Annotated in this window: 16 protein-coding genes and 1 riboswitch; of the genes, 14 read left to right on the top strand and 2 right to left on the bottom strand. The window is 66.5% G+C overall.

The genetic code is table 11. From position 1 onward, the window contains the following. The first annotated feature begins 170 nt into the window (after nt 1-170). The 5 genes from metK to metF all read left to right on the top strand — a co-directional run bounded on the left by metK (nt 171) and on the right by metF (nt 5,773). On the top strand, nt 171-1,337 hold the full coding sequence (metK, locus tag AC3XQU_RS16050) for a methionine adenosyltransferase (RefSeq protein ID WP_489875165.1): 1,167 nt from the start codon (nt 171-173) through the stop codon (nt 1,335-1,337). 251 nt (nt 1,338-1,588) lie between these two features. Next, complete coding sequence (locus AC3XQU_RS16045; RefSeq protein WP_489875164.1) at nt 1,589-2,959, top strand: ATP-binding protein; 1,371 nt, start codon at nt 1,589-1,591, stop codon at nt 2,957-2,959. Nucleotides 2,960-2,976: 17 nt separating this feature from the next. After that, nucleotides 2,977-3,048: riboswitch (S-adenosyl-L-homocysteine riboswitch) on the top strand. Nucleotides 3,049-3,077: 29 nt separating this feature from the next. Continuing rightward, complete coding sequence (gene ahcY / locus AC3XQU_RS16040; protein WP_489875163.1) at nt 3,078-4,490, top strand: adenosylhomocysteinase; 1,413 nt, start codon at nt 3,078-3,080, stop codon at nt 4,488-4,490. 109 nt (nt 4,491-4,599) lie between these two features. Beyond that, the gene (locus tag AC3XQU_RS16035; RefSeq protein WP_489875162.1) at nt 4,600-4,956 is read left to right on the top strand and encodes a phage holin family protein; all 357 of its coding nucleotides are present in this window, start codon (nt 4,600-4,602) and stop codon (nt 4,954-4,956) included. Beyond that, nucleotides 4,943-5,773 carry a methylenetetrahydrofolate reductase [NAD(P)H] gene (gene metF / locus AC3XQU_RS16030; protein ID WP_489875161.1) on the top strand — a complete coding sequence of 277 codons (831 nt, stop codon included), beginning with the start codon at nt 4,943-4,945 and terminating at the stop codon, nt 5,771-5,773. Before AC3XQU_RS16035 ends, metF begins: the two co-directional genes overlap by 14 nt. Nucleotides 5,774-5,918: 145 nt before the next feature. Here the strand turns inward: metF and AC3XQU_RS16025 are convergent, their stop codons facing one another. Beyond that, nucleotides 5,919-6,518, bottom strand: coding sequence for a 5-formyltetrahydrofolate cyclo-ligase (locus AC3XQU_RS16025; protein WP_489875160.1), 600 nt, complete (start codon nt 6,516-6,518; stop codon nt 5,919-5,921). 32 nt (nt 6,519-6,550) lie between these two features. On the opposite strand from AC3XQU_RS16025, the gene AC3XQU_RS16020 reads away from it, so the two are divergent. The 6 genes from AC3XQU_RS16020 (at nt 6,551) to AC3XQU_RS15995 (ending at nt 13,909) form a co-directional block, all read left to right on the top strand. Then, complete coding sequence (locus AC3XQU_RS16020; RefSeq protein WP_489875159.1) at nt 6,551-8,590, top strand: lytic transglycosylase domain-containing protein; 2,040 nt, start codon at nt 6,551-6,553, stop codon at nt 8,588-8,590. 19 nt (nt 8,591-8,609) lie between these two features. After that, complete coding sequence (locus AC3XQU_RS16015; protein ID WP_489875158.1) at nt 8,610-9,572, top strand: complex I NDUFA9 subunit family protein; 963 nt, start codon at nt 8,610-8,612, stop codon at nt 9,570-9,572. Between the two features lie 41 nt (nt 9,573-9,613). After that, entirely contained in the window at nt 9,614-10,333 is a 720-nt protein-coding gene (locus AC3XQU_RS16010) for a glutathione S-transferase family protein (RefSeq protein ID WP_489875157.1), read from the top strand. 2 nt (nt 10,334-10,335) lie between these two features. Then, nucleotides 10,336-11,574 carry a multifunctional CCA addition/repair protein gene (locus AC3XQU_RS16005; RefSeq protein ID WP_489875156.1) on the top strand — a complete coding sequence of 413 codons (1,239 nt, stop codon included), beginning with the start codon at nt 10,336-10,338 and terminating at the stop codon, nt 11,572-11,574. Nucleotides 11,575-11,650: 76 nt separating this feature from the next. After that, entirely contained in the window at nt 11,651-13,183 is a 1,533-nt protein-coding gene (locus AC3XQU_RS16000; RefSeq protein ID WP_489875155.1) for a diguanylate cyclase, read from the top strand. Between the two features lie 75 nt (nt 13,184-13,258). Continuing rightward, nucleotides 13,259-13,909: a GNAT family N-acetyltransferase gene (locus AC3XQU_RS15995; protein ID WP_489875154.1), complete on the top strand. Its 651-nt coding sequence runs from the start codon at nt 13,259-13,261 to the stop codon at nt 13,907-13,909. A gap of 212 nt (nt 13,910-14,121) precedes the next feature. On the opposite strand, the gene AC3XQU_RS15990 is transcribed toward AC3XQU_RS15995, so the two are convergent. Beyond that, nucleotides 14,122-14,637: an Lrp/AsnC family transcriptional regulator gene (locus AC3XQU_RS15990; protein ID WP_489875153.1), complete on the bottom strand. Its 516-nt coding sequence runs from the start codon at nt 14,635-14,637 to the stop codon at nt 14,122-14,124. Between the two features lie 212 nt (nt 14,638-14,849). On the opposite strand from AC3XQU_RS15990, the gene AC3XQU_RS15985 reads away from it, so the two are divergent. The 3 genes from AC3XQU_RS15985 (at nt 14,850) to AC3XQU_RS15975 (ending at nt 22,034) form a co-directional block, all read left to right on the top strand. Continuing rightward, nucleotides 14,850-18,404 (top strand): indolepyruvate ferredoxin oxidoreductase family protein, encoded by a 3,555-nt coding sequence (locus AC3XQU_RS15985; protein ID WP_489875152.1) that lies wholly within the window; start codon nt 14,850-14,852, stop codon nt 18,402-18,404. Nucleotides 18,405-18,547: 143 nt separating this feature from the next. After that, the gene (locus tag AC3XQU_RS15980; RefSeq protein WP_489875151.1) at nt 18,548-20,158 is read left to right on the top strand and encodes a S41 family peptidase; all 1,611 of its coding nucleotides are present in this window, start codon (nt 18,548-18,550) and stop codon (nt 20,156-20,158) included. 115 nt (nt 20,159-20,273) lie between these two features. Further along, nucleotides 20,274-22,034, top strand: coding sequence for a M14 family metallopeptidase (locus AC3XQU_RS15975; protein WP_489875150.1), 1,761 nt, complete (start codon nt 20,274-20,276; stop codon nt 22,032-22,034). The last annotated feature ends 7 nt before the right edge of the window (nt 22,035-22,041 follow it).

Here is a 22,041-nt window from a genome sequence, read left to right as displayed (position 1 = left end):
GATCGAGACTTGCTACAGCAAAATTCTCGAAGGAAGCGTAAAATACCACTTTATGCAGGATCCGCCGAGTTAATAGACAACTTGCGAAGCGGAATATAAATGTCGCTAAAGCGTCGCAGGCACCAGTTGCTGCGGCACGTATACATCTACAACCCGTAACCGGAGCCTTCATGTCCAACGACTATCTCTTCACTTCCGAATCCGTCTCGGAAGGCCATCCCGACAAGGTCGCCGACCAGATTTCCGATGCCATCCTCGATGCCATCCTGGAACAGGATCCGCGCGCGCGTGTCGCCGCCGAAACCCTGTGCAATACCGGCCTCGTGGTGCTGGCAGGCGAGATCACGACCCACGCCAACGTCGACTACATCCAGGTGGCGCGCAATACCATCAAGCGCATCGGCTACGACAACACCGATTTCGGCATCGACTACAAGGGTTGCGCCGTGATGGTCTGCTACGACAAGCAGTCGCCCGACATCGCCCAGGGTGTGGACGAAGGCGCGGGCCTGGATCTCGACCAGGGCGCGGGCGACCAGGGCCTGATGTTCGGCTATGCCTGCGACGAAACTCCGGAACTGATGCCGGCCGCTATCTATTACGCGCACCGCCTGGTCGAGCGCCAGTCGCAGCTGCGCAAGGACGGCCGCCTGCAGTGGCTGCGCCCGGACGCCAAGTCCCAGGTCACCCTGCGCTACGTGAATGGCCGCCCGGTGTCGGTCGACACCGTCGTGCTGTCGACCCAGCACCATCCTGACGTCACCCACTCGCAGATCGAAGAAGCGGTGATCGAGGAAATCATCAAGCCGACCCTGCCGCGCGAATGGCTGGAAGGCACCAAATACCTGGTCAACCCGACCGGCCGCTTCGTCATCGGCGGCCCGCAGGGCGATTGCGGCCTGACCGGCCGCAAGATCATCGTCGACACCTACGGCGGCGCAGCCCCGCACGGCGGCGGCGCGTTCTCGGGCAAGGATCCTACCAAGGTCGATCGTTCGGCAGCCTATGCCGCGCGCTATGTCGCCAAGAACGTGGTGGCCGCCGGCCTGGCGCGCCAGTGCCAGGTGCAGGTCAGCTACGCGATCGGCGTGGCGCGTCCGATCAACATCACCGTGTACACCGAAGGCACCGGCGTGATCCCGGACGACAAGATCGCCCAGCTGGTCATGGAACACTTCGACCTGCGCCCGAAAGGCATCGTCCAGATGCTCGACCTGCTGCGCCCGATCTACGCCAAGACCGCCGCCTACGGCCACTTCGGCCGCGAAGAGCCGGAGTTCACCTGGGAACGTACCGACAAGGCGGCTGCACTGCGCGCCGCAGCCGGCCTGTCTTGAGTCAAGCAGCTTCAACTCGCGGGTGGGGCAGCGTCCTCGCCTGCGGGGCAAGATCGCATGACCCTGCCTTCCACAGCCCTGCCACTCTCCCTGTGTGGCTGGCTACCGGTGTTTATTTTATTAACTACCGTATAGCCGCCGAGTCTGTTGCATAATCCGTCGGACTTGTTTATTTCATTTCAGCATCAATAGTTGTGCCGCCCTTGTGGCGTCCACTTGGGTCATTCCGCCTTACCCTGCCAGAAAGGCACATGCAACACCCCATCCTCACCAGCCTCATTGCCTCCGAAGTCGACGTGATCGCCTCGCGCCAGCGTGCGCGCCAGATCGCGGCCCGTTGCGGCTTCCGTTCGCACGACCAGGCACGCATTGCCAGCGCGGTGTCCGAACTCGCGCGCAATGTGTTCAGCTATGCGGGCGAGGGCAAGGTGGCGTTCTCGCTGCTGGGCTCGACTGGTCGCCAGGCCCTGATGGTGGTGATCGAGGACGAGGGTCCCGGTATCAAAGGCCTTGAGGCCCTGCTGGCGCGCGCCGACGCGACCCACCAGTCGGCCGGCAGCGGGCTGCTGGCGGCGCGCCGTTTCATGGATACCTGCGACATCACCACCGGCAAGACCGGCACCCGCATCGTGCTGACCAAGCTGATGCCGGTGCATGCGGGCGCCCTGTCGGCGGCCACCATCGCCGAAGGCGTGGCCGGCGTTTCCCTGCCGAGCAATGTCGCGCTGTCCGAAGCCCACCACCAGAACCGCGAACTGACCGACGCGCTGGCCGCGCTGCAGGAGCGCCAGGACGAGCTGGTCGAGGTGTCGCGCCGCCTGGAACAGACCAACGACCGGGTCGAGGAACTCAACCGCCTGTTGAATGAAAAAGCGGCCTCGCTGATGTCCGCGGACCGCCAGAAAAACGAATTCCTGTCGATGCTCAGCCACGAGCTGCGCGGTCCGCTGTCGGCGGCATCGATGGCGGCCCAGCTGCTGAAGAAAAATCCCGAGAAAACCACCCAAATACTCAGCCTGAGCGAGCTCATCAGCCGGCAAGTCGGCCACATGAACCGCCTGGTGGAAGACCTGCTCGACGTCTCGCGCATCAGCCGCGGCCTGATCTCGATCGTCAAGACCGAGGTCGACATGCGCGACGTGGTGGCCGCCGCCATCGAACAGATCATGCCGGCCGCCCAGCGCAAGGGCCAGCTGCTCGAGCTGGCCTTGCCCCCGACGCCCTGCCGGGTCGAGGGCGATGCGACGCGCCTGGTCCAGGTCGTCGGCAACCTGCTCGGCAATGCCATCCGGTATACCGGGGCCGGCGGCACGATCGCGCTGACGCTGGAAGAGCAGGGCGGATGCTGCGCGCTGCGCGTGGCCGACGACGGCCAGGGCATCGCGGCCGAGCTCCTGCCGCACCTGTTCGACCTGTACGTGCAGGCCGAGACCTCGTCCGAACGCCAGCATGGCGGCCTGGGGCTGGGCCTGGCGCTGGTCAAGAGCTTGACCGAATTGCACGGCGGCTCGGTACGGGCGGCGAGCGAGGGCATCGGCCAGGGCAGCCGCTTCGATATCAGCCTGCCTCTGGCCAATTCCTCTCAAACAAGGCCCCTGCGGGACAGCTGCACGGCGGCCTGAGTCGTGGTAAACTAGCTCGTTCCGAGGAGCGTTGCGACGAAGAGATTCCTCTTCGCCAGGCTCGGATATCAACACCGCGCTCACGTTAACTTTTTTCAACCATTGAAAGGAGCGCGTGATGAGCGCCGTACTCAAAGATCTCAAGGACTTCCATATTGCCGACATCTCCCTGGCTTCCTGGGGCGAGAAGGAAATCCGTATTGCAGAAACCGAAATGCCGGGCCTGATGGCGATCCGCGAGGAATACGCCGCCGCCCAGCCCCTGAAGGGCGCGCGCATCGCCGGTTCGCTGCACATGACCATCCAGACCGCGGTCCTGATCCGCACCCTGGAAGCCCTGGGCGCCGACGTGCGCTGGGCATCGTGCAACATCTATTCGACGCAAGACCACGCTGCCGCCGCGATCGCCGCGGTCGGCACCCCGGTGTTCGCCGTCAAGGGCGAGACCCTGGACGAATACTGGGAGTACACCCACCGCATCTTCGAGTGGCCAGGCGACAACCACGCCAACATGATCCTGGACGACGGCGGCGACGCGACCCTGCTGCTGCACCTGGGCGTGCGCGCCGAGAAGGACATCTCGGTGCTGGACAAGCCGGGCTCGGAAGAAGAAATCTGCCTGTTCAACTCGATCAAGGGCCGCCTGGCGCGCGATCCGTCGTGGTACAGCAAGCGCCTGCCATGCATCCTGGGCGTGACCGAGGAAACCACCACCGGCGTGCACCGCCTGTACCAGATGCACCTCGAAGGCAAGCTGGCTTTCCCGGCCATCAACGTCAACGATTCGGTCACCAAGTCGAAGTTCGACAACCTGTACGGCTGCCGCGAATCGCTGGTCGACGGCATCAAGCGCGCCACCGACGTCATGATCGCCGGCAAGGTCGCCGTAATCGCCGGCTATGGCGACGTGGGCAAGGGCTCGGCCCAGGCCATGCGCGCGCTGTCAGCGCAAGTGTGGGTCACCGAAATCGATCCGATCTGCGCACTGCAGGCGGCGATGGAAGGCTACCGCGTCGTGACCATGGATTACGCTGCGGAGCACGGCGACATCTTCGTCACCTGCACCGGCAACTACCATGTCATCACCGAGCAGCACATGCTCAAGATGAAGGACCAGGCCATCGTCTGCAACATCGGCCACTTCGACAACGAAATCGAAGTTGCGGCGCTCAAGAAATATGAGTGGGAAAACATCAAGCCACAGGTCGACCACGTCATCTTCCCTGATGGCAAGCGCATCATCCTGCTGGCTGAAGGCCGCCTGGTGAACCTGGGTTGCGGCACCGGTCACCCGTCGTATGTGATGAGCTCGTCGTTCGCGAACCAGACCATCGCCCAGATCGAGCTGTTCGCCAACACCGCGAACTATCCGGTCGGCGTGTACACGCTGCCGAAGCACCTGGACGAGAAAGTCGCGCGCCTGCAGCTGAAAAAGCTCAATGCGCAGCTGACCGAGCTGACCGAAGAGCAGGCTGCTTATATTTCGGTGAGCAAGGCCGGCCCGTACAAGCCGGACCACTACCGTTATTAATCGGTAAGCAGTCAATCCGGGCGCGGCGTTTGAATGAACCCCGCGCCCGTTTTTTCAACAGCCGGGCGTTTTCCTGGAAGACGCCCGCGACCCCACGAAAGTCGATGCAATGCGCCTGCTCGTCACCTGGCTGATCAATGCCGCCGCCCTGATGGCCCTGCCGTACCTGATGTCGTCCGTGTCGATGTCGAATTTCACGACCGCGCTGATCGCCGCGCTCGTGCTCGGGCTGGTCAATACCCTGATCCGCCCGCTGCTGGTCATCCTCACCCTGCCGGTGACCGTGGTCTCGCTGGGCCTGTTCATCCTGGTGATCAATGCCTTCCTGTTCTGGCTGGTCGCGCGCTATATCGACGGCTTCGACGTCGGCGGCTTCGGATCGGCCTTCATCGCCGCCATCCTGTACAGCATCATTTCGTGGGCGCTCGCTACCTTGCTCCTCAGGGATAAAGATGGAAACGCATAATTTCAGTATCGAGTTCTTCCCGCCCAAGACGGATGAAGGCGCGGAAAAGCTGCGCGCCGTGCGCCAGAAGCTGGCATTGTTGGACCCGAAGTATTTTTCGGTGACCTTCGGCGCCGGCGGCACCACCCAGCAGGGCACGCTGCAGACCGTGCTCGAGATCAAGTCCGAAGGCCATGAGGCCGCGCCCCACCTGTCCTGCATCGGCGGCACCCGCGACTCGCTGCGCGCCAACCTGCAGCAATTCCAGGACGCCGGCATCCGCCGCCTGGTGGCGCTGCGCGGCGACCTGCCCAGCGGCTACGGCGGCGCGGGCGAGTTCCGCTATGCCAGCGAACTGGTCGAGTTCATCCGCAAGGAAACCGGCGACTGGTTCCACATCGAAGTGGCGGCCTACCCGGAAATGCACCCGCAGGCGCGCTCGCCGCAAGACGATTTGCAAGCCTTCGCGCGCAAGATCCAGGCCGGCGCGAACGCCGCGATCACGCAGTATTTCTACAATGCGGACGCGTATTTCCAGTTCGTCGACAACGCCCGCAAGCTGGGCCTGGACGTGCCGATCGTGGCGGGCATCATGCCGATCACGAACTACACGCAGCTGCTGCGCTTCTCCGACATGTGCGGCGCCGAGATCCCGCGCTGGGTGCGCGTCAAGCTCGCCAGCTTCGGCGACGATTCGGCCTCGATCAAGGCCTTCGGGCTGGATGTGGTTACCAGCCTGTGCGAACGCCTGCTGGCAGGCGGCACGCCGGGGCTGCATTTCTACAGCATGAACCAGGCGGTGGCGACGACGGCGATCTGGCAGCGCCTGGTGAAGTAAAAGGTGCTACGGACCGCTGCGCTGGTCCTGCCGCGGTCCGTAGGGTGGGCAGATTCTGCCCACGCGGTAATCGCTGCAGGCTCCGTGATCGCGCCGGATGATCTCGCCGCTAGTGATCACCGCGTGGGCAAGAAACTTGCCCACCCTACGATTCGGTAATGATCTCGTCCAGCGGGATGTCGTATTCGTTCAACCCGAATGCCGCCAGCTGGCAGGCATACGCCACCCCCAGCGTCCGCGGCCGGGGCTGCGCGGCCAGCGTGCGGTCGTAAAACCCCCCGCCATACCCCAGCCGGTACCCCTGCGCATCGAAGCCCAGGCAGGGAATCAGCAAGGCCTCCGGCCGCTCCACCATCCGCAACCGGGCCGGCACCGCCACCCCCAGGCTGTCCGCCACGGTCGCCTCGCCCGGCAGCCACTCGGCAAACCCGAGCGCCGCGTCGCGTGCCACCACGACAGGCAAGGCCAGCCGTACGCCTGCCTCGGCCAATTCCGCGTAGGCTGGATGCAAGTCCGGTTCGCCCGCCAGCGGCCAGTACACCGCCAGCGAGTGGGCCGGCTTGGCCCGCCACCATGCCAGCACCCGCGCGCCGATGCGCGCGTCCCAGTCCCGCTTGAGCTCGGGCGGGACGGCGAGGCGCCGTTCTTTCAGCTGGCGGCGCAGCAGGGCCTTGTCGGGTGTTGCGCTTGCGCCAGTCTCTGGCAGGAGCGCATTGGCGCGTGGTATTCTTGATTCGCCGGACATGGTGTGAATGCAGCGTAGAGTGAGAGTTGTGGATGTTTCAATCGAGATTGACAGCCGGCGCCCTGCCGGCAGCCCTTGCCCTTGTGTTTGCTTCGTGGATGCTTCCTTCCGGCATAGTCCACGCCCAGCCCGCGCCTGATGCCGCCCAGACCACGCAGACCGTTCCCCCGGTGCCGGCCGGCGTACCCGCCGTCCCTAGCGCGGTCAACGGCGCCGCCGATACCCGCGCCGACGACGACACCTTCCTGCTGCTGCGCGAAGCGGCGCGCCAGAACGATGCGGCGCGCACCAATGCGCTGGCCTCGCGCCTGCCGAACTACCAGCTCGCTTCCTACGTCGACTATTATCGTCTGAAACCCCGGCTGCGCGACGCCACGGCCGAGGAAATCCGCGAGGTGCTGCGCCGCCACGAGGGCAGTGCGGTGGCCGAGCGCCTGCGCAGCGACTGGCTGCTCGAACTGGGCCGGCGCCGCGACTGGGCCACTTTCGAGCGCGAAGCGGGCCCGCTGGCCACCGGCGGCGAGCTGCAGATCCGCTGCTACAGCCTGCTGGCACGCGCCGGCCGCGGCGAGCAGGTCGCCCCGGAAGCGCGCGCCTTGCTGCTCAATCCCGACAACTACGGCGAAGCCTGCGCCGCCCTGATCGCCCAGCTCTACCAGGGCGGCCAGTTCACCCAGGACGACCTGCTGTGGCAGTTGCGCATAGCCGGCGAAGCCGACGCCACCGGCCCGGCGCGCCGCACGGCAGCGCTGCTGGGCGCCTCCGACACGCGCGCGGCCCAGGCCGTGGACGTGCCGGCCGTGGCCATGGCGCGCGGCATCGGCGCCACCCGCGCCGAGCGCGCGATCTACCTGGTAGCCCTGGGGCGCATGGCGCGCACCAGCCTGAAGCTGGCCACCGTGGCCCTGGACAAGAACAGCCCTAACCTGAGCCCTGAGGAACGCGCGATCGGCTGGGCCGGCATCGCGCATGCCGCCTCGATCGTGCTTTCGCCCGACGCCGCCCTGTACTGGCAGCGCACCAATGGCGTGCCGCTGACCAGCGAGCAATTGCAATGGAAGACACGCATCGCCCTGCGCCGCGGCGACTGGAAGACCGTGCGCGCCACCATCGAGGCGATGCCGGCCTGGCTGCGCGCCGACGGCGCCTGGATCTACTGGCTTGCTCGCGCCGACAAGCACGAGGGCAAGATGGTGGAGGCAAATGCGCAGTTCGAGCGGATCGCGATTCCCCACCATTTCTATGGCCAGCTCGCCATGGAAGAACTCGGCCGCCAGGTGGCGGCGCCGCCGCCGGTGCTGCCGGTCAGCGCCGAGGAGCTGGCCCAGGCCGGCGCCAACCCGAGCCTGCAGCGGGCCCTGAAGTTCTATGCCTTGCGCCTGCGCGCGGAAGGCAACCGCGAATGGAACTGGGCGCTGCGCGGCATGTCTGAACGTCAGTTGCTGGCCGCCGGCGAACTCGCTCGGCGCAACGACCTGCTCGACCGCATGGTCGAGACCTCGCTGCGCACCCGCACCGAACTCGATTACGCGCAGCGTTTCCCGGCGCCGCACCTGGATGTGCTGCACCCGACCGCGCAGGGCCTGGGCCTGGACAAAGCCTGGGTGTATGGCCTGATCCGCCAGGAATCGCGCTTCATCACGGACGCGCGCTCCGGCGTCGGCGCGTCGGGCCTGATGCAGGTGATGCCCACGACCGGCAAATGGGTGGCGGCCAAGATTGGAATGGATAATTTTGTAAACGGCATGCTCAATGACTTGCGCACCAATATCACGCTCGGCGCCAACTACATGAACATGGTGCTGGGCAATTTTGAGGGCAACCAGATCCTCGCCACCGCCGCCTACAACGCCGGCCCGTCGCGCGCGCGCACCTGGCGCGGCCTGCTCGATGCGCCGATGGAAGGCGCGGTCTTCGTCGAGACCATCCCGTTTTCGGAAACCCGCGGCTATGTGCGCAACGTGATGGCCAATGCCACCAACTACGCCGCCGTGTTCGAGCAAAAACCGCAATCCCTGAAAGCGCGCCTGGGTTACGTGCAGCCGCGCGAACGCACCTCCATCCTCCCTTAACCCGCCCAAGGAAAACACCATGCGCGACCTGAACGTGGTGGTGTTCGGCGCCACCGGCTTCATCGGCGGCCATTTGCTGGCGCGCCTGGCCGAAGACGGCGTCAACATGCTGGTGCCCACGCGCCACTACGAAAGCGCCAAGCACCTCACCACCTTGCCCTACCTCGACCTGGAAGTAGCCGACATCCACGACGACGCCAGCCTGCGCCGCCTGCTCGAGGGGCGCGATGCCGCGATCAACCTGGTGGGGGTGCTGCACGACCGGCGCGGCACCCCCTACGGACCGGCTTTCCGGCGCCTGCACGTCGAGCTGCCGCGCCGCATCGCCGCCGCCTGCGCGGAAGTGGGCGTACCGCGTTACCTGCACATGAGCGCCCTGGGCGCCGACCCGGCGGGCGCCTCGATGTACCAGCGCTCCAAGGGCGACGGCGAGCTGGCCGCGCGCAGCCAGGCCAGGGTCGCCGCCACCATCTTCCGTCCCTCGGTGGTGTTCGGCCCGGGCGACAGTTTTCTCACCATGTTCGCGCGGCTGCAGCGCTACCTGCCGCTGGTGCCGCTGGCCGCGGCCAATGCGCGCATCCAGCCTGTGTACGTGGGCGACGTGGCCGCCGCCTTTTCGATCGCCTTGCGCGACCCGCATACGCGCGGCGCCGCCATCGAGCTGGGCGGCCCCCAGGTCTATACCATGGCCGAACTGGTGCGCCTGAGCGGGCGCTTCGCCGGCCACGAGCGGCATGTGCTTGGCCTGCCCGACTGGGCGGCGCGCCTGCAGGCGCGGGTGTTCGAGCTGCTGCCGGGCGAGCCGATCATCACGCGTGACAACCTCGACTCGATGAAAACCGATAATGTGGTCGATCCGCAAACACAAGCCTTGACAGCGGACGCGCTGGGAATCAAGCTCACATCGCTCGAGGCGGCCGCGCCGCACTACCTGGCGCATGGCAGGGGCCTCGACGATTATCGTATGCGCGCCGGGCGCTGATGCCCGAGCACGGCTTTCAACCGCGTCCATCCCAGGAAACCATGCAGACCATCGAACTCGATCCAGCCCTGTCCTCCACCCTCGACCAGGCCCGCCAGCCCGGCCTGACCCTCGTCATCGGCAACAAGAACGTGTCGTCGTGGTCGATGCGGCCCTGGGTGGCGGCGGTGGCCTTCGGGATCCCGTTCACCGAAGTGCGGGTCCTGCTCGACAAGCCCGACACGTCGGCCAACATCGCGCGCTATTCGCACGCGGGCCGCGTGCCCGTGCTGCTGGCCGGCGAGATCACGGTCTGGGACAGCCTGGCGATCGTCGAATACCTGGCCGAGCAGTTCCAGGAAAAGCACATGTGGCCGCAGGACGTGGCCGCGCGCGCGATGGCGCGTTCGGTCGTGGCCGAGATGCACTCCGGCTTCGGCGAGCTGCGTAGCGCCATGTCGATGAACATCCAGGCGCGCCTGCCGGGCCGCGGCCGCACCCCGGGCGCCCAGGCCGACATCGGCCGCATCTGCGAGATCTGGGAAGACTGCCTGGCGCGCTTCGGCCACCACAGCTTCCTGTTCGGCGACTTCTCGATCGCCGACGCCTTCTATGCGCCGGTGGTGTGCCGCTTCAAGACCTATGGCGTGGCGCTGGCCCCGGCGCTGCAGGCCTACTGCGAGCGCGTGCTGGCCCACCCGGCCGTGGCGCGCTGGGTCGACGAGGCGATGCGGGAAAGCGACCCGACCCCGCTGCACGACCTGGACCTGCCGCAGGCCTGACGGTGCGCAGCTATGTCGTCGGCGGCGCCGTGCGCGACGAGCTGCTCGGGCGGCCCGTCACGGACCGCGACCACGTGGTGGTCGGCGCCACTCCCGAAGACATGCTGGCTCAGGGCTTCCGCCCGGTCGGCAAGGACTTCCCGGTCTTCCTGCATCCGCACACGCACGAGGAATACGCACTGGCCCGCACCGAGCGCAAGACCGCGCCCGGCTACCACGGCTTCGTGTTCCATACCGCGCCCGAGGTCACCCTCGAGGACGACCTGGTGCGGCGCGATCTCACCATCAACGCGATGGCGCGCGCCGACGATGGCAGCATCGTCGATCCCTACGACGGCCAGGGCGACCTGGAAAAGCGCATCTTCCGCCATGTGTCGGGCGCCTTTGCCGAAGACCCGGTGCGCATCCTGCGCCTGGCGCGCTTTGCCGCGCGCTTCCCGGATTTCACGGTGCACGATTCGACCAACGCGCTCATGCGCGCCATGGTCGATGCCGGGGAAGTCGACGCCCTGGTGGCCGAGCGCGTGTGGCAGGAGCTGGCGCGCGGCCTGATGGAAGAACGGCCTTCGCGCATGTTCGCCGTGCTGCGCGACTGCGGTGCGCTGGCGCGCATCCTGCCCGAACTCGACGTGCTGTGGGGCGTGCCGCAGCCCGCGGGGGCCCATCCTGAAATCGACACCGGCGTGCACGTGATGCTGGTGGTCGACCATGCTGCAAGCCAGGGGTATCCGCTGGAAGTGCGCTTCGCGGCCTTGATGCACGACCTGGGCAAGGGCCTCACGCCGCCCGGCCAGTGGCCGTCCCACCACGGCCACGAAGGCGAGGGCCTCAAGCTCCTGGAGGCGGTGTGCAAGCGCCTAAAGGTGCCCAACGAATGCCGCGACCTGGCCTTGATGACGGCGCGCGAGCACGGCAACGTCGGCCGCGCGCTGGAGCTGCGCGCCAACACCATCGTCACGCTGTTCGAGCGCTGCGACGCCTTCCGCAAGCCGGCGCGCTTTGCACAGATGCTGCTGGCCTGCGAATGCGATGCGCGCGGCCGCGGGGACGCCGATCACCCCCTGCGCCGGCAGGACTATCCGCAGCGGCCACGCCTGGAGCAGGCACTCGACGCCGCGCGCGCCGTGAATGCCGGCGAGGTCGCCGCGCGCTGCCTGGATAACCGCGCCAGGATCCCGGAAGCCGTGCATGCGGCCCGGGTGTCGGCGGTCAAGGCGGCGCTGCGGGACAGCCGGGATTGAGCGTCACTGGGGTGCGCGACTGATCCGCACGCATGCGTTATCCTCTCGGGATCACACCTGAAGTAACGGAGGAAAAATGGTAGCTGTGCTGGCGCAGCGCGTAGCGAGCTTGAGCCTGCGCCGCCGCCTGCAAGTCGGCGGCGTGGTGGTACTGGTGCTGGCCATGCTGCTTGCTTTCCTGTATATCCGGTCCGAAACGACCGATCCCGAAATCCGCAACGACGTCATGCTCAACCTGCGCGAGCTGGAAAAGCTCGACGCCGAATGGGATGCCAACATCCTGCGCGCCCACATCGGCCGCGCCCCGGCCGCCGCCCAGCTCACCACCGGGCTGCCGCGCATGCGCAACCTGCTGGCGCGCCTTGCCGAGGCGGTGCCGGCGGCGTCCAGCCCCGCCGTGAAAACCGCCTACACCGAGCTGCGCGACGCCGTGCAGCGCAAGGAGCTGCTGGCCGGCCAGTTCGCCCGCCACAACCCGCCGCTGCGCGAGGCGCTGCTGTTCCTGCCGCCGGCCGTGGCCGACCTCAAGACCGAATTGGGCGGCATCGAAGGCGCGCTGGTGCCGGCCCAGATCGTGGTGCGGCTCGACGCCTCGCTCAATACCCTGTTGACCGAGATCCTGCGCTACAACGGGGCGCCTTCGCCCGTGCTGGCGGCCCGCATCGAGGAAGTCCTGGGCGACATCGGCGCCCAGCAGGTCGCCTTCTCGCCGGCGACCGTCGAGAAGATGGGCGCCCTGATCACGGCCACCCGCACCATCCTGGAAAAGCGGCCGCTGGAAAACCGGCTCGAAGCACAGATCGCCGCCACCGGCACCGGCGCCGCGCTCGACCGCCTGGGGCGCGAATTCGACCGCTCCTTCGACACCGTGCTGCTCGAGCGCGAGCGCTACCGCAGCTTCCTGTTCGTGTATTCCAGCCTGCTGCTGCTGTTGCTGATCTATGCCGCGGTACGGCTGCGGCGCAGCTACCGCATCATCGGCGAAGTCAACCACCGGCTGCAGGCCGCCAACGAGAACCTCGAGCACCGCGTGGCCGAACGCACCGCCGAACTCGAGGCGCAGTCCAAGCAGCTCGAGCGCCTGGCCCAGCACGACAGCCTCACTGGCCTGATCAACTACCGCCAGCTCACTCGCCTGCTCGAGCGCGCGCTGGCGCGCGCCAACCGGCGCGATTCGGTGGTGGTAATCATGTTCATCGACCTCGATGGCTTCAAGGCCGTCAACGACACCTGGGGCCACGCCACCGGCGACCTGGTGCTGCAGATGGTGGCGCGCCGCGTCGAGGCCAAGCTGCGCGCCGAGGATGCGCTGGCGCGGCTGGGCGGCGACGAATTCGTCATCATGCTGGAAGAAGTCACCTCGCGCGAAGGCGCGCTGCGCGTGGCCCAGCTGGCGCTCGACGAGATCCGCTCGGTGACCGAGGCGGACGGCCATCCGGTGACGATCTCGGCCTCGATCGGCATTTCCAGCGCCCGCGGCCATGCCGGCGCGGCGCGCGGCTCGGCGGCCCTGCTGGCCGAAGCCGACAAGGCGATGTACGAGGCCAAGAGCTCGGGCAAGGGCGTGTTCGTGGTCAGCCCGGCGGCGCAATGGAGGACGCCGGGCTAAGGGATGGGTCCCGGCATGCAACGGCAGAATCCGCTACAATCGCGGTATTGTTGCACTGCACAAAAGGACTTCACCATGCTGGACAATCCGTTGGGCCGCTGGCTGCGCGGCCTCAGGGGCCAGCCCGGCCGGCCGACCGTGCTCGTCAAGGAACTGGGCGAGCGCGACCGCCGCCGCATCCTGCGCCATTTCCTCGCCCTCGACCCGAACGACCGCCTGCTGCGCTTCGGCAGCATGATCCCGGACGAGGCGATCGCCGCCTATGTCGAAAAACTCGACTTCAAGCGCGACATCGTGTTCGGGGTGGTGAACCGGGTGTTCCAGCTGGTAGGCGTGGGCCACCTGGCCTTCGCCAAGGCCGACGGCGCCAGGCGCACGACCAAGGAAAAGGTGGCGGAACTGGGAGTCTCGGTATCGAAATCGGCGCGCGGCCAGGGCGTGGGCTCGCGCCTGTTCGACCGCGCCGCCATCCACTGCCGCAATTCGGACGTGGACACGCTCTACATGCAATGCCTGTCCTCGAACCAGACCATGATGCATATCGCGCGCAAGGCCGGCATGCAGATCAAGCGTGAGTTCGGCGAGGCCGATGCCTACCTGCAGATCCCGCCGGCCAGCCCGGGCAGCGTGATGGCCGAGGCGCTGGAAGAGCAGTGGGCGGTGCTCGATTACAACTTCAAGGCCAATGCCCGGGCGGCGGCCAAGTGGCTGGGCGCGAAGAAGTAGACCACCCCCAACTTCGGGGTCAGGTCTGACATTCGGACACGAGCCCAGCTTTATCCTGGTTGAGTCCGTGTCCAAATGTCAGACCTGACCCCGGATTGTGACCCCGGATTGCGCTTGGGTCCCGGCCTTCGCCGGGATCACGGTTTCAAGGACGCGGGCTGAGGGTTCGCGTTATCCATTGCGCGACGCGCTACCATGTACCGCAATGCAGCTCACCCCACCACCGGCAGCGCCGTCGTCTCCTTGATCCGCTGCAGCGCAAAGCTCGACTTCACATCCAGCACCGCCGGGTGCTTGAGCAGCGTCCCCATCATGAAGCGCGAGAAGTGGTCCATGTCCTCGACATGCACGCGCAGCAGGAAATCCATCTCTCCCGTCATCGCATAGCAGGCCACCACTTCCGGCCAGGTGCCGACCGACACCGCGAAATCGTTGCGCGGCGAGGTCGCCGGCAAACCCGGCGTGCCGCGTGCGCCGCCCGCCACTTCGCTGTGCTTTTCCAGCCGCACGTTGACATAGGCCAGCAGCCCGAGGCCGATCTTGTCGGGGTCGACCAGCGCCACGTACTGGCGGATCACGCCGGCCTCTTCCAGGCGCTTGATGCGGCGCAGGCAGGGGGAGGGCGACAGGTTGACCCGCTCGGCCACGTCCTGGTTGGACAGGCGCCCGTCCGTCTGCAGGACCGCCAGGATTTTGCGGTCGGTCTTGTCGAGCTCGATTTTTGACATGATTTCCTCAGTGAATTCGCGAACCCGGCAATTTTATTGCGCAAATCGTCTGGCCGGGTGAATTGTTTGGAATTTAATGCCGGAAGGGCAGGACTATACTGTGCGCCATACGGGAGGAGGCTGGCCCAGCCCAGCCGCGCGCGCCATGACGACCAACAAGAGTCCACGGCAAGCGTCCTGAAGCCCCTAGCGAAAAAATACGGAGACACCGCATGAACGCACCCATCGACCGCGCCAATTTTGCGCAGCCGCAGCACGACATCACCCTGGACGACAAGTGGACGCTCGAGCGCGGCCGTGCCTTCATGACGGGTACCCAGGCCCTGATCCGCCTGCCGATGCTGCAGCGCGAGCGCGACTTGAAAGCGGGGCTGAACACCGCCGGCTACATCACCGGCTACCGCGGCTCGCCGGTCACCGCCGTCGACCAGACCGCGATGAAGGCCAAGAAGCACCTCGACGCCCACCACGTCAAGTTTCACCCGGGCATGAACGAAGACCTGGCGGCGACCGCCGTCTGGGGCACCCAGCAGACCAACCTGTACAAGGACGCGCTGTACGACGGCGTGTTCGCCATGTGGTACGGCAAGGGCCCGGGCGTGGACCGCTGCGGCGACGTCTTCAAGCACGGCAATAACGCGGGTTCGGCCAAGAACGGCGGCGTGCTGGTGCTGGCTGGCGACGACCATGCGGCGAAATCCTCCTCCACCGCGCACCAGTCCGACCACATCCTGACCCACTGCGGCATCCCGGTGCTGTATCCGTCCTCGGTGCAGGAATACATCGACTACGGCCTGCATGCCTGGGCCATGAGCCGCTACACCGGCCTGTGGGTATCGATGAAATGCGTGACCGACATCATCGAGTCCGGCGCCGTCGTCGACCTCGATCCGGACCGCGTGCAAATCCAGCTGCCGACCGACTTCGAACTGCCGCAGGGCGGCCTGAACATCCGCTGGCCCGACGCCGTGCTGGACCAGGAAGTTCGCATGAGCAACTTCAAGTGGTATGCGGCGCTGGCCTATGCCCGTGCGAACAAGCTCAACAAGATCATCTGGGACAGCCCCCAGCCGAAAATCGGCATCATCACCGCCGGCAAGAGTTATGTCGACACGCGCCAGGCGCTGGCCGACCTCGGCATCGACGAGCAGGCGGCGCGCGACATCGGCCTGCGCCTGTACAAGGTCGGCATGACCTGGCCGCTCGAGTCCGAAGGCGTGCACGAATTCGCGCGCGGCCTGGACGAGATCCTGGTGGTGGAAGAAAAGCGCCAGGTCATGGAATACGCGCTCAAGGAAGCCCTGTACAACCTGCCGGACGCCCAGCGTCCGCGCGTGGTCGGCAAGTTCGACGACACCGGCGAGTGGAGCAACAAGGACCGCATGGGCCACGGTGACTGGCTGCTGCCGGCCACCTACGAGCTGAACCCGGCCCAGATCGCCCGCGCGATCGCCTCGCGCATCTCGCACTACTGCGCCGGCCATCCCGTCGAGCAGCGCGTGAAGGAACGCATCGCCTTCCTGGAAGCGAAAGAGCTGGTCCTGCGCAACATCCCGGCCAAGGCCAATCCGGAAACCGACCGCATCCCTTACTTCTGCTCGGGCTGCCCGCACAACAGCTCCACCAAGGTGCCGGAAGGCTCGCGCGCCATGGCCGGCATCGGCTGCCACTACATGGTGCTGTGGATGGACCGCGAAACCTCGACCTTCACCCACATGGGCGCCGAAGGCACGACCTGGATCGGCCAGTCGCCGTTCACCAGCGAAAAGCACGTGTTCGTGAACCTGGGCGACGGCACCTATTTCCACTCCGGTATCCTGGCGATCCGCGCGGCCGTGGCCGCGAAGGTCAACATCACCTACAAGATCCTGTACAACGACGCGGTCGCCATGACCGGCGGCCAGAACGTCGACGGCCCGCTCGATCCGGGCATGATCACGCGCCAGATCGCGGCCGAAGGCGTGGGCCCGATCATCGTCGTCACCGACGAACCGGAAAAATACCCGGACGATTACGCCTGGGCCCAGGGCGTCACCGTGCGTCACCGTTCGGAACTGATGGACGTGCAGCGCGAGCTGCGCGAGATGCCGGGCGTGACCGCCGTGATCTACGACCAGACCTGCGCATCCGAGAAGCGCCGCCGCCGGAAGAAAGGCGAATTCCCCGACCCGGCCAAGCGCGCCGTGATCAACGAAGCGGTCTGCGAAGGCTGCGGCGACTGCTCGGTGCAGTCGAACTGCCTGTCGGTCGAGCCGCTGGAAACGGAACTGGGCCGCAAGCGCCAGATCAACCAGTCCTCGTGCAACAAGGACTTCTCCTGCGTGTCCGGCTTCTGCCCGAGCTTTGTGACCGTCGAAGGCGGCGGCCTCAAAAAACCGAAGAAGGCTGCTACCAACGAAGCGGCGCCGCCAGTGCTGCCTGAACCAGTCGTCCCGCAGATCGCCGCGCCGTTCGGCATCCTGGTGGCAGGCGTCGGCGGCACGGGTGTGGTCACCGTCGGCCAGATCCTGGCCGTGGCGGCCCACGTCGAAGGCAAGGGCGCGATCGTGCTCGACCAGTCCGGCCTGGCCCAGAAGGGCGGCCCGGTGATGTCGCACGTGCGCCTGGCGCAAAAACAGTCCGACCTGCACTCGACCCGCGTCGGTACCGGCAGCGCAGACCTCGTGATTGGTTGCGACCAGATCGTCACCTCCAGCCGCGATGCGCTCTCCCGCATGGGCGAGGGCCGCACCTGGGCCGCCGTCAACTCGACCGGCGCCACCACCGCGGCCTTCGTGAAGAACCCGGACTGGCAGTTCCCGGGCGAAGGCTCGAAGGGCGCCATCGTGCAGGCCTGCGGCGCGGCAAACGTCGATTTCGTCGACGCCGGCCAAATCGCGACCGCCCTGATGGGCGACTCGATCGCGACCAACATGTTCATGCTGGGTTACGCCTTCCAGAAAGGCCATGTGCCGCTGCTCGAATCCTCGCTGATGAAGGCGATCGAACTCAATGGCGTCTCGGTGCCGTTCAACAAGGCCGCCTTCAACTGGGGCCGCACCGCCGCGCACGACCTGGCCTCGGTCAAGAAGCTGACCACCCCGGCCCAGGTGATCGAGTTCAAGCGCACCCAGAGCCTGGACGACGTGATTGCCCGCCGCGTGGAGCTGCTCACCGCCTACCAGAACGCCGCCTACGCCGCGCAGTACAAGGCGTTCGTCGACCAGGTGCGCGCCGAAGAAGCGAAGCTGGGCAAGGGCACCCGCCTGGCTGAAGCCGTGGCGCGCTACTTCTACAAGCTGATGGCCTACAAGGACGAGTACGAAGTCGCCCGCCTGCATACCGATCCCGCCTTCAAGGCGAAGATCGCCAACATGTTCGAAGGCGACATCACCATCAAGTACCACCTGGCGCCGCCGCTGCTGGCCAAGCATGACAAGCAGGGCCGCGCGGTCAAGCAGGAATTCGGTTCGTGGATGATGGGCGCCTTTGGCGTGCTGGCCAAGCTGAAAGGCCTGCGCGGCACCCCGTTCGACATCTTCGGCTACACCGCCGAGCGCCGCGCCGAGCGTGCGCTGATCGGGGAGTACCGCACGACTGTCGAAGCGCTGCTGCCCAAGCTCACCGCCGACAACCTGGCGCAGGCGGTAGCGATCGCCAGCATCCCGGAAGACATCCGCGGCTATGGCCACGTGAAGGAGCGCCACCTGGTAGCAGCCAAGCAGAAGGAAGCGGCGCTGCTGGCCGCCTTCCACGCGCCGGCTGGGGCCACCCCGCGCGCCGCTTGATGCCGCTTTGATGACAGCTTGATACGGCCGGCCCGCCTGGCCGTATCAAGCTGACATTCCTCCTAGCATTTCTTGTTGTTCCCCAGCCCCGGCTGTTACAGTTGGTTGCACTCCGCCCGGGCGGGCGCGTCTATAATCGGCGCATGACATCGCCATCCGCCCCAGGTCGCGCGACGACCGCCCCCCGCCTGATTGCTTCCCTGCTCGCTGCAAGCGTTGTCCTCGCCGGTTGCGGCGGTGGCGGTGGCTCGCCCGGTGTCGGCGCCCGTCCCGAGCCGATCGCGCAGCAACCGCCTCCGACCACGACCCCGGTCACGCCGCCTCCGGCCACCGGCACCGTGGGGCAGACCGCGGCCGACATCGACGCCAGCACCCTGGGCGACGCCTTCCAGTACATGAACAAGTGCGCCGCGCCGCGTACCGGCCTGGATTTCCAGGGCCGGCCTTTCCCGGACAAGCAGGGCACCCTGCTCGACGAGCTGAAGTTCCTGCGCGCCTGGACCCATCGTTACTACCTCTGGTACAACGAAGTCCCGAACACCTACAAGATGGCTGACTTCACCAGCGCCATCGATTATTTCAACGTGCTCAAGACCCCGGCCCTGACCGAATCGGGCGCGGCCAAGGACCGCTATCACTTCACCTACGCTACCGAAGAGTGGGAGAAGATGACCAACGCCGGCCTGGACCTGGGCTATGGCATCACCTTCAAGCGCAACACCGGCGCCAACATCCCGCGCACCTGGCTGGTCACGCTGGTCGAGCCGGGCTCGCCGGGTGCTGCGGCCGGCCTGCAGCGCGGCGACATGCTGACCAGGGTGGATGGGATCGACTTCGTCAACACGGGCGACGCCGAGCAGGTGCGCCGCATCAACGAAGGCCTGTTCCCGAGCGCGGCCGGCACGCCGCACAACTTCAGCTTCCAGCGCGGCGGCATCACTTTCGACGTAACCATGACGGCGACCGAGGTGAGCGTGCAACCGGTGAAAAACGTGAAGGTGCTCGACACCCCGACCGGCAAGGTCGGCTACCTCAGTTTTGAAACCTTCAACGCGGTGTCCGAGCGCCAGCTGGTCGATGCCTTCACCACGCTCAAGGCCTCGGCCGTGACCGACCTGGTGCTCGACCTGCGCTACAACGGCGGCGGCCTGCTCTACGTCGCAAGCGAACTGTCGTACATGATCGCCGGGCCGGACGCCACTCGCGGCAAGGTCTTCGAGCGCCAGCAGTTCAACGACCGGACCGCGCCGCAGGAGCCGATTCCCTTCCTGACGACCGCCTACGGCTTCAGCTCGCCCAACCCGGTGCGTGCCGGCACGGCGCTGCCGACCCTGGGCCTGAAGCGCGTCACCATCCTGACCACGTCGGGCAGCTGCTCGGCCAGCGAATCGGTGATCAACGGCCTGCGCGGCGCCGACATCGAAGTGAATCTGATCGGCGGCCAGACCTGCGGCAAGCCGTATGGCTTCACGCCGGTGCCGAACTGCGGCACGACCTATTTCTCGATCGAGTTCAAGGGCGTGAACAACAAGGGCTTCGGCGACTATGCCGACGGCCTGGCCCCGACCTGCCAAGTGGCCGACGACCTGTCGCGTCCGGTGGGCGATCCTGCCGAAGGCATGCTGGCCGCTGCACTGGCCTACCGCCAGACCGGCACCTGCCCGGCCACGAGCAGCCGCGCCCGCATCGTCCCGATGGACATCGTGCGTCCGCAGGTGAAGGAGATCTCGATCTATACCAGGCCGCGCCAGTAAATCCGGCATAGCCCAATCCGGCCCGGCCAGCGCAAGCTGCCGGGCCGTTTTCATTGTTGAAACGGGTCTATAATCGTCGGCTTTGTCACCTGAACAATTGCCGGAGCTTTCCTCGATGATCCGTCCCGCCTTACTGCTGGCCCTGCTGGCTGCCGTCCCACTGTCCCATGCCGCCCCCAAGCTCACGACCGTCTCGGAACGCTCGAGCTTCCAGGCCACCGGCCGCTACGATGAAGTCATCCAGCTGTGCGCCGACTTCCAGAAGGCCTATCCGAAGCAGGTGAAGTGCATCACCTTCGGCCGCAGCCCGGAAGGCCGTCCGATGATGGCGCTGGTCGCCTCGAACACCGGCGCCTTCACCGCCCAGGCGGCGAAAAAGCAGGGCTTGCCGGTGACGCTGATCCAGGGCGGCATCCACGCCGGCGAGATCGACGGCAAGGACGCTGGCTTCCTCGCGCTGCGCGAAACCCTCGACGGCAAGCTCGCCAAAGGTGCACTGGACAAGCAGGTGCTGCTCTTCGTCCCGGTGTTCAACGTGGACGGCCACGAGCGCTTCGGCAAGTGGAACCGCCCGAACCAGCGCGGCCCGGTCGAAATGGGCTGGCGCGCGACGGCGCAGAACTACAACCTCAATCGCGACTACGTGAAGGCCGACGCGCCGGAAATGCAGGCGATGCTGGCCCTCGTGAACGCCTGGGACCCGCTGACCTATGTCGACCTGCACGTGACCGACGGCGCCAAGTTCCAGCACGACATCTCGATCCAGGTCGAACCGGTGTATTCGGGCGACCCGGTCTTCCGCCAGGCCGGCCTGGCCCTGCGCACCAACATCATCGCCGACATCGCCAAGCTGGGCTCCACGCCGCAGTCCTACTACATGTCGTTTGCCAAGACCGACGACCCGCAGTCGGGCTTCATCGACGCCGCCTCGGATCCGCGCTTCTCGACCGGCTACTTCCCGCTGCGTAACCGCATGGCGGTGCTGGTCGAGACCCACTCGTGGAAGGATTACCCGACCCGCGTGCGCATCACCCACAACAGCGTGATCTCGGTGCTGGAACAGGTGGCGAAGAACGGCAAGGCCTGGCAGCAGGCCGCAGCGGCGGCCGACGCCCGCGCGGCGAAACTGGCCGGCGCCCCGGTGGCGCTGAGCTACCGCACCACCGACAAGACCACCATGGTCGACTTCCAGGGCTACGAGTACACCCGCACGCCATCGGACGTATCGGGCATCCTGATGACCCGCTACGACGAAACCAAGCCCCAGGTCTGGCGCGTGCCGCTGCGCGACGAGGTCGTGGCCGACCGCGAGGTGAATGCGCCGCGCGCCGGCTACATCGTGCCGGCAGCCTACGCCGACATCGTCGCGGCCAAGCTGGCGCTGCACGGCATCGCCTTCCGCAAGCTGGACAAGGCGCTGCCGCAGGCGCCGGTCCAGACCTTCCGCGCCGACAAGGCGGTGTTTGCCGCCACCTCGTTCGAATCGCACCAGCGCCTGACGGTCGAGGGCGCCTGGAAAGCCGAACCGCGCGCCGTCCTGGCCGGTTCGCTGTTCGTGCCGGTGGCGCAGCCGAAGGCGCGCCTGGTGGTGGCGATGCTGGAACCGCAGGCGCCGGATTCGCTGCTGGCCTGGGGCTTCTTCAACAACGCCTACGAGCGCAAGGAATACATGGAGGAGTACGTGGCCGAGGACGTGGCGCGCGCGCAGATGGCGGCCGATCCGAGCGTGGCGGCGGAGTTCAAGCGCCGCATCGAGACCGATCCGGCGTTTGCCAAGAACCCGCAGGCGCGCCTGGAGTTCTTCGCCAAGCGCCACGAGTCGTGGGATGAGCGCTACAACCTGTATCCGGTGCTGCGCACGGACGTCGCCCCATAAGCGACGC

The sequence above is a fragment of the Telluria sp. AZSoR62 genome (assembly GCF_058111565.1).
Note: the sequence above shows the minus strand (reverse complement) of the source record. Positions and strands in the feature narration are given on the sequence as shown.

Coding starts and splice junctions, on each gene's coding strand:
- AC3XQU_RS16020 (WP_489875159.1), top strand. CDS start 6,551: ATGTTTCAATCGAGATTGACAGCCGGCGCCCTGCCGGCAGCCCTTGCC.
- metK (WP_489875165.1), top strand. CDS start 171: ATGTCCAACGACTATCTCTTCACTTCCGAATCCGTCTCGGAAGGCCAT.
- AC3XQU_RS16045 (WP_489875164.1), top strand. CDS start 1,589: ATGCAACACCCCATCCTCACCAGCCTCATTGCCTCCGAAGTCGACGTG.
- AC3XQU_RS16010 (WP_489875157.1), top strand. CDS start 9,614: ATGCAGACCATCGAACTCGATCCAGCCCTGTCCTCCACCCTCGACCAG.
- AC3XQU_RS16015 (WP_489875158.1), top strand. CDS start 8,610: ATGCGCGACCTGAACGTGGTGGTGTTCGGCGCCACCGGCTTCATCGGC.
- AC3XQU_RS15975 (WP_489875150.1), top strand. CDS start 20,274: ATGATCCGTCCCGCCTTACTGCTGGCCCTGCTGGCTGCCGTCCCACTG.
- AC3XQU_RS15980 (WP_489875151.1), top strand. CDS start 18,548: ATGACATCGCCATCCGCCCCAGGTCGCGCGACGACCGCCCCCCGCCTG.
- metF (WP_489875161.1), top strand. CDS start 4,943: ATGGAAACGCATAATTTCAGTATCGAGTTCTTCCCGCCCAAGACGGAT.
- AC3XQU_RS15990 (WP_489875153.1), bottom strand. CDS start 14,637: ATGTCAAAAATCGAGCTCGACAAGACCGACCGCAAAATCCTGGCGGTC.
- AC3XQU_RS15995 (WP_489875154.1), top strand. CDS start 13,259: ATGCTGGACAATCCGTTGGGCCGCTGGCTGCGCGGCCTCAGGGGCCAG.
- AC3XQU_RS16000 (WP_489875155.1), top strand. CDS start 11,651: ATGGTAGCTGTGCTGGCGCAGCGCGTAGCGAGCTTGAGCCTGCGCCGC.
- AC3XQU_RS16025 (WP_489875160.1), bottom strand. CDS start 6,518: ATGTCCGGCGAATCAAGAATACCACGCGCCAATGCGCTCCTGCCAGAG.
- AC3XQU_RS16035 (WP_489875162.1), top strand. CDS start 4,600: ATGCGCCTGCTCGTCACCTGGCTGATCAATGCCGCCGCCCTGATGGCC.
- ahcY (WP_489875163.1), top strand. CDS start 3,078: ATGAGCGCCGTACTCAAAGATCTCAAGGACTTCCATATTGCCGACATC.
- AC3XQU_RS15985 (WP_489875152.1), top strand. CDS start 14,850: ATGAACGCACCCATCGACCGCGCCAATTTTGCGCAGCCGCAGCACGAC.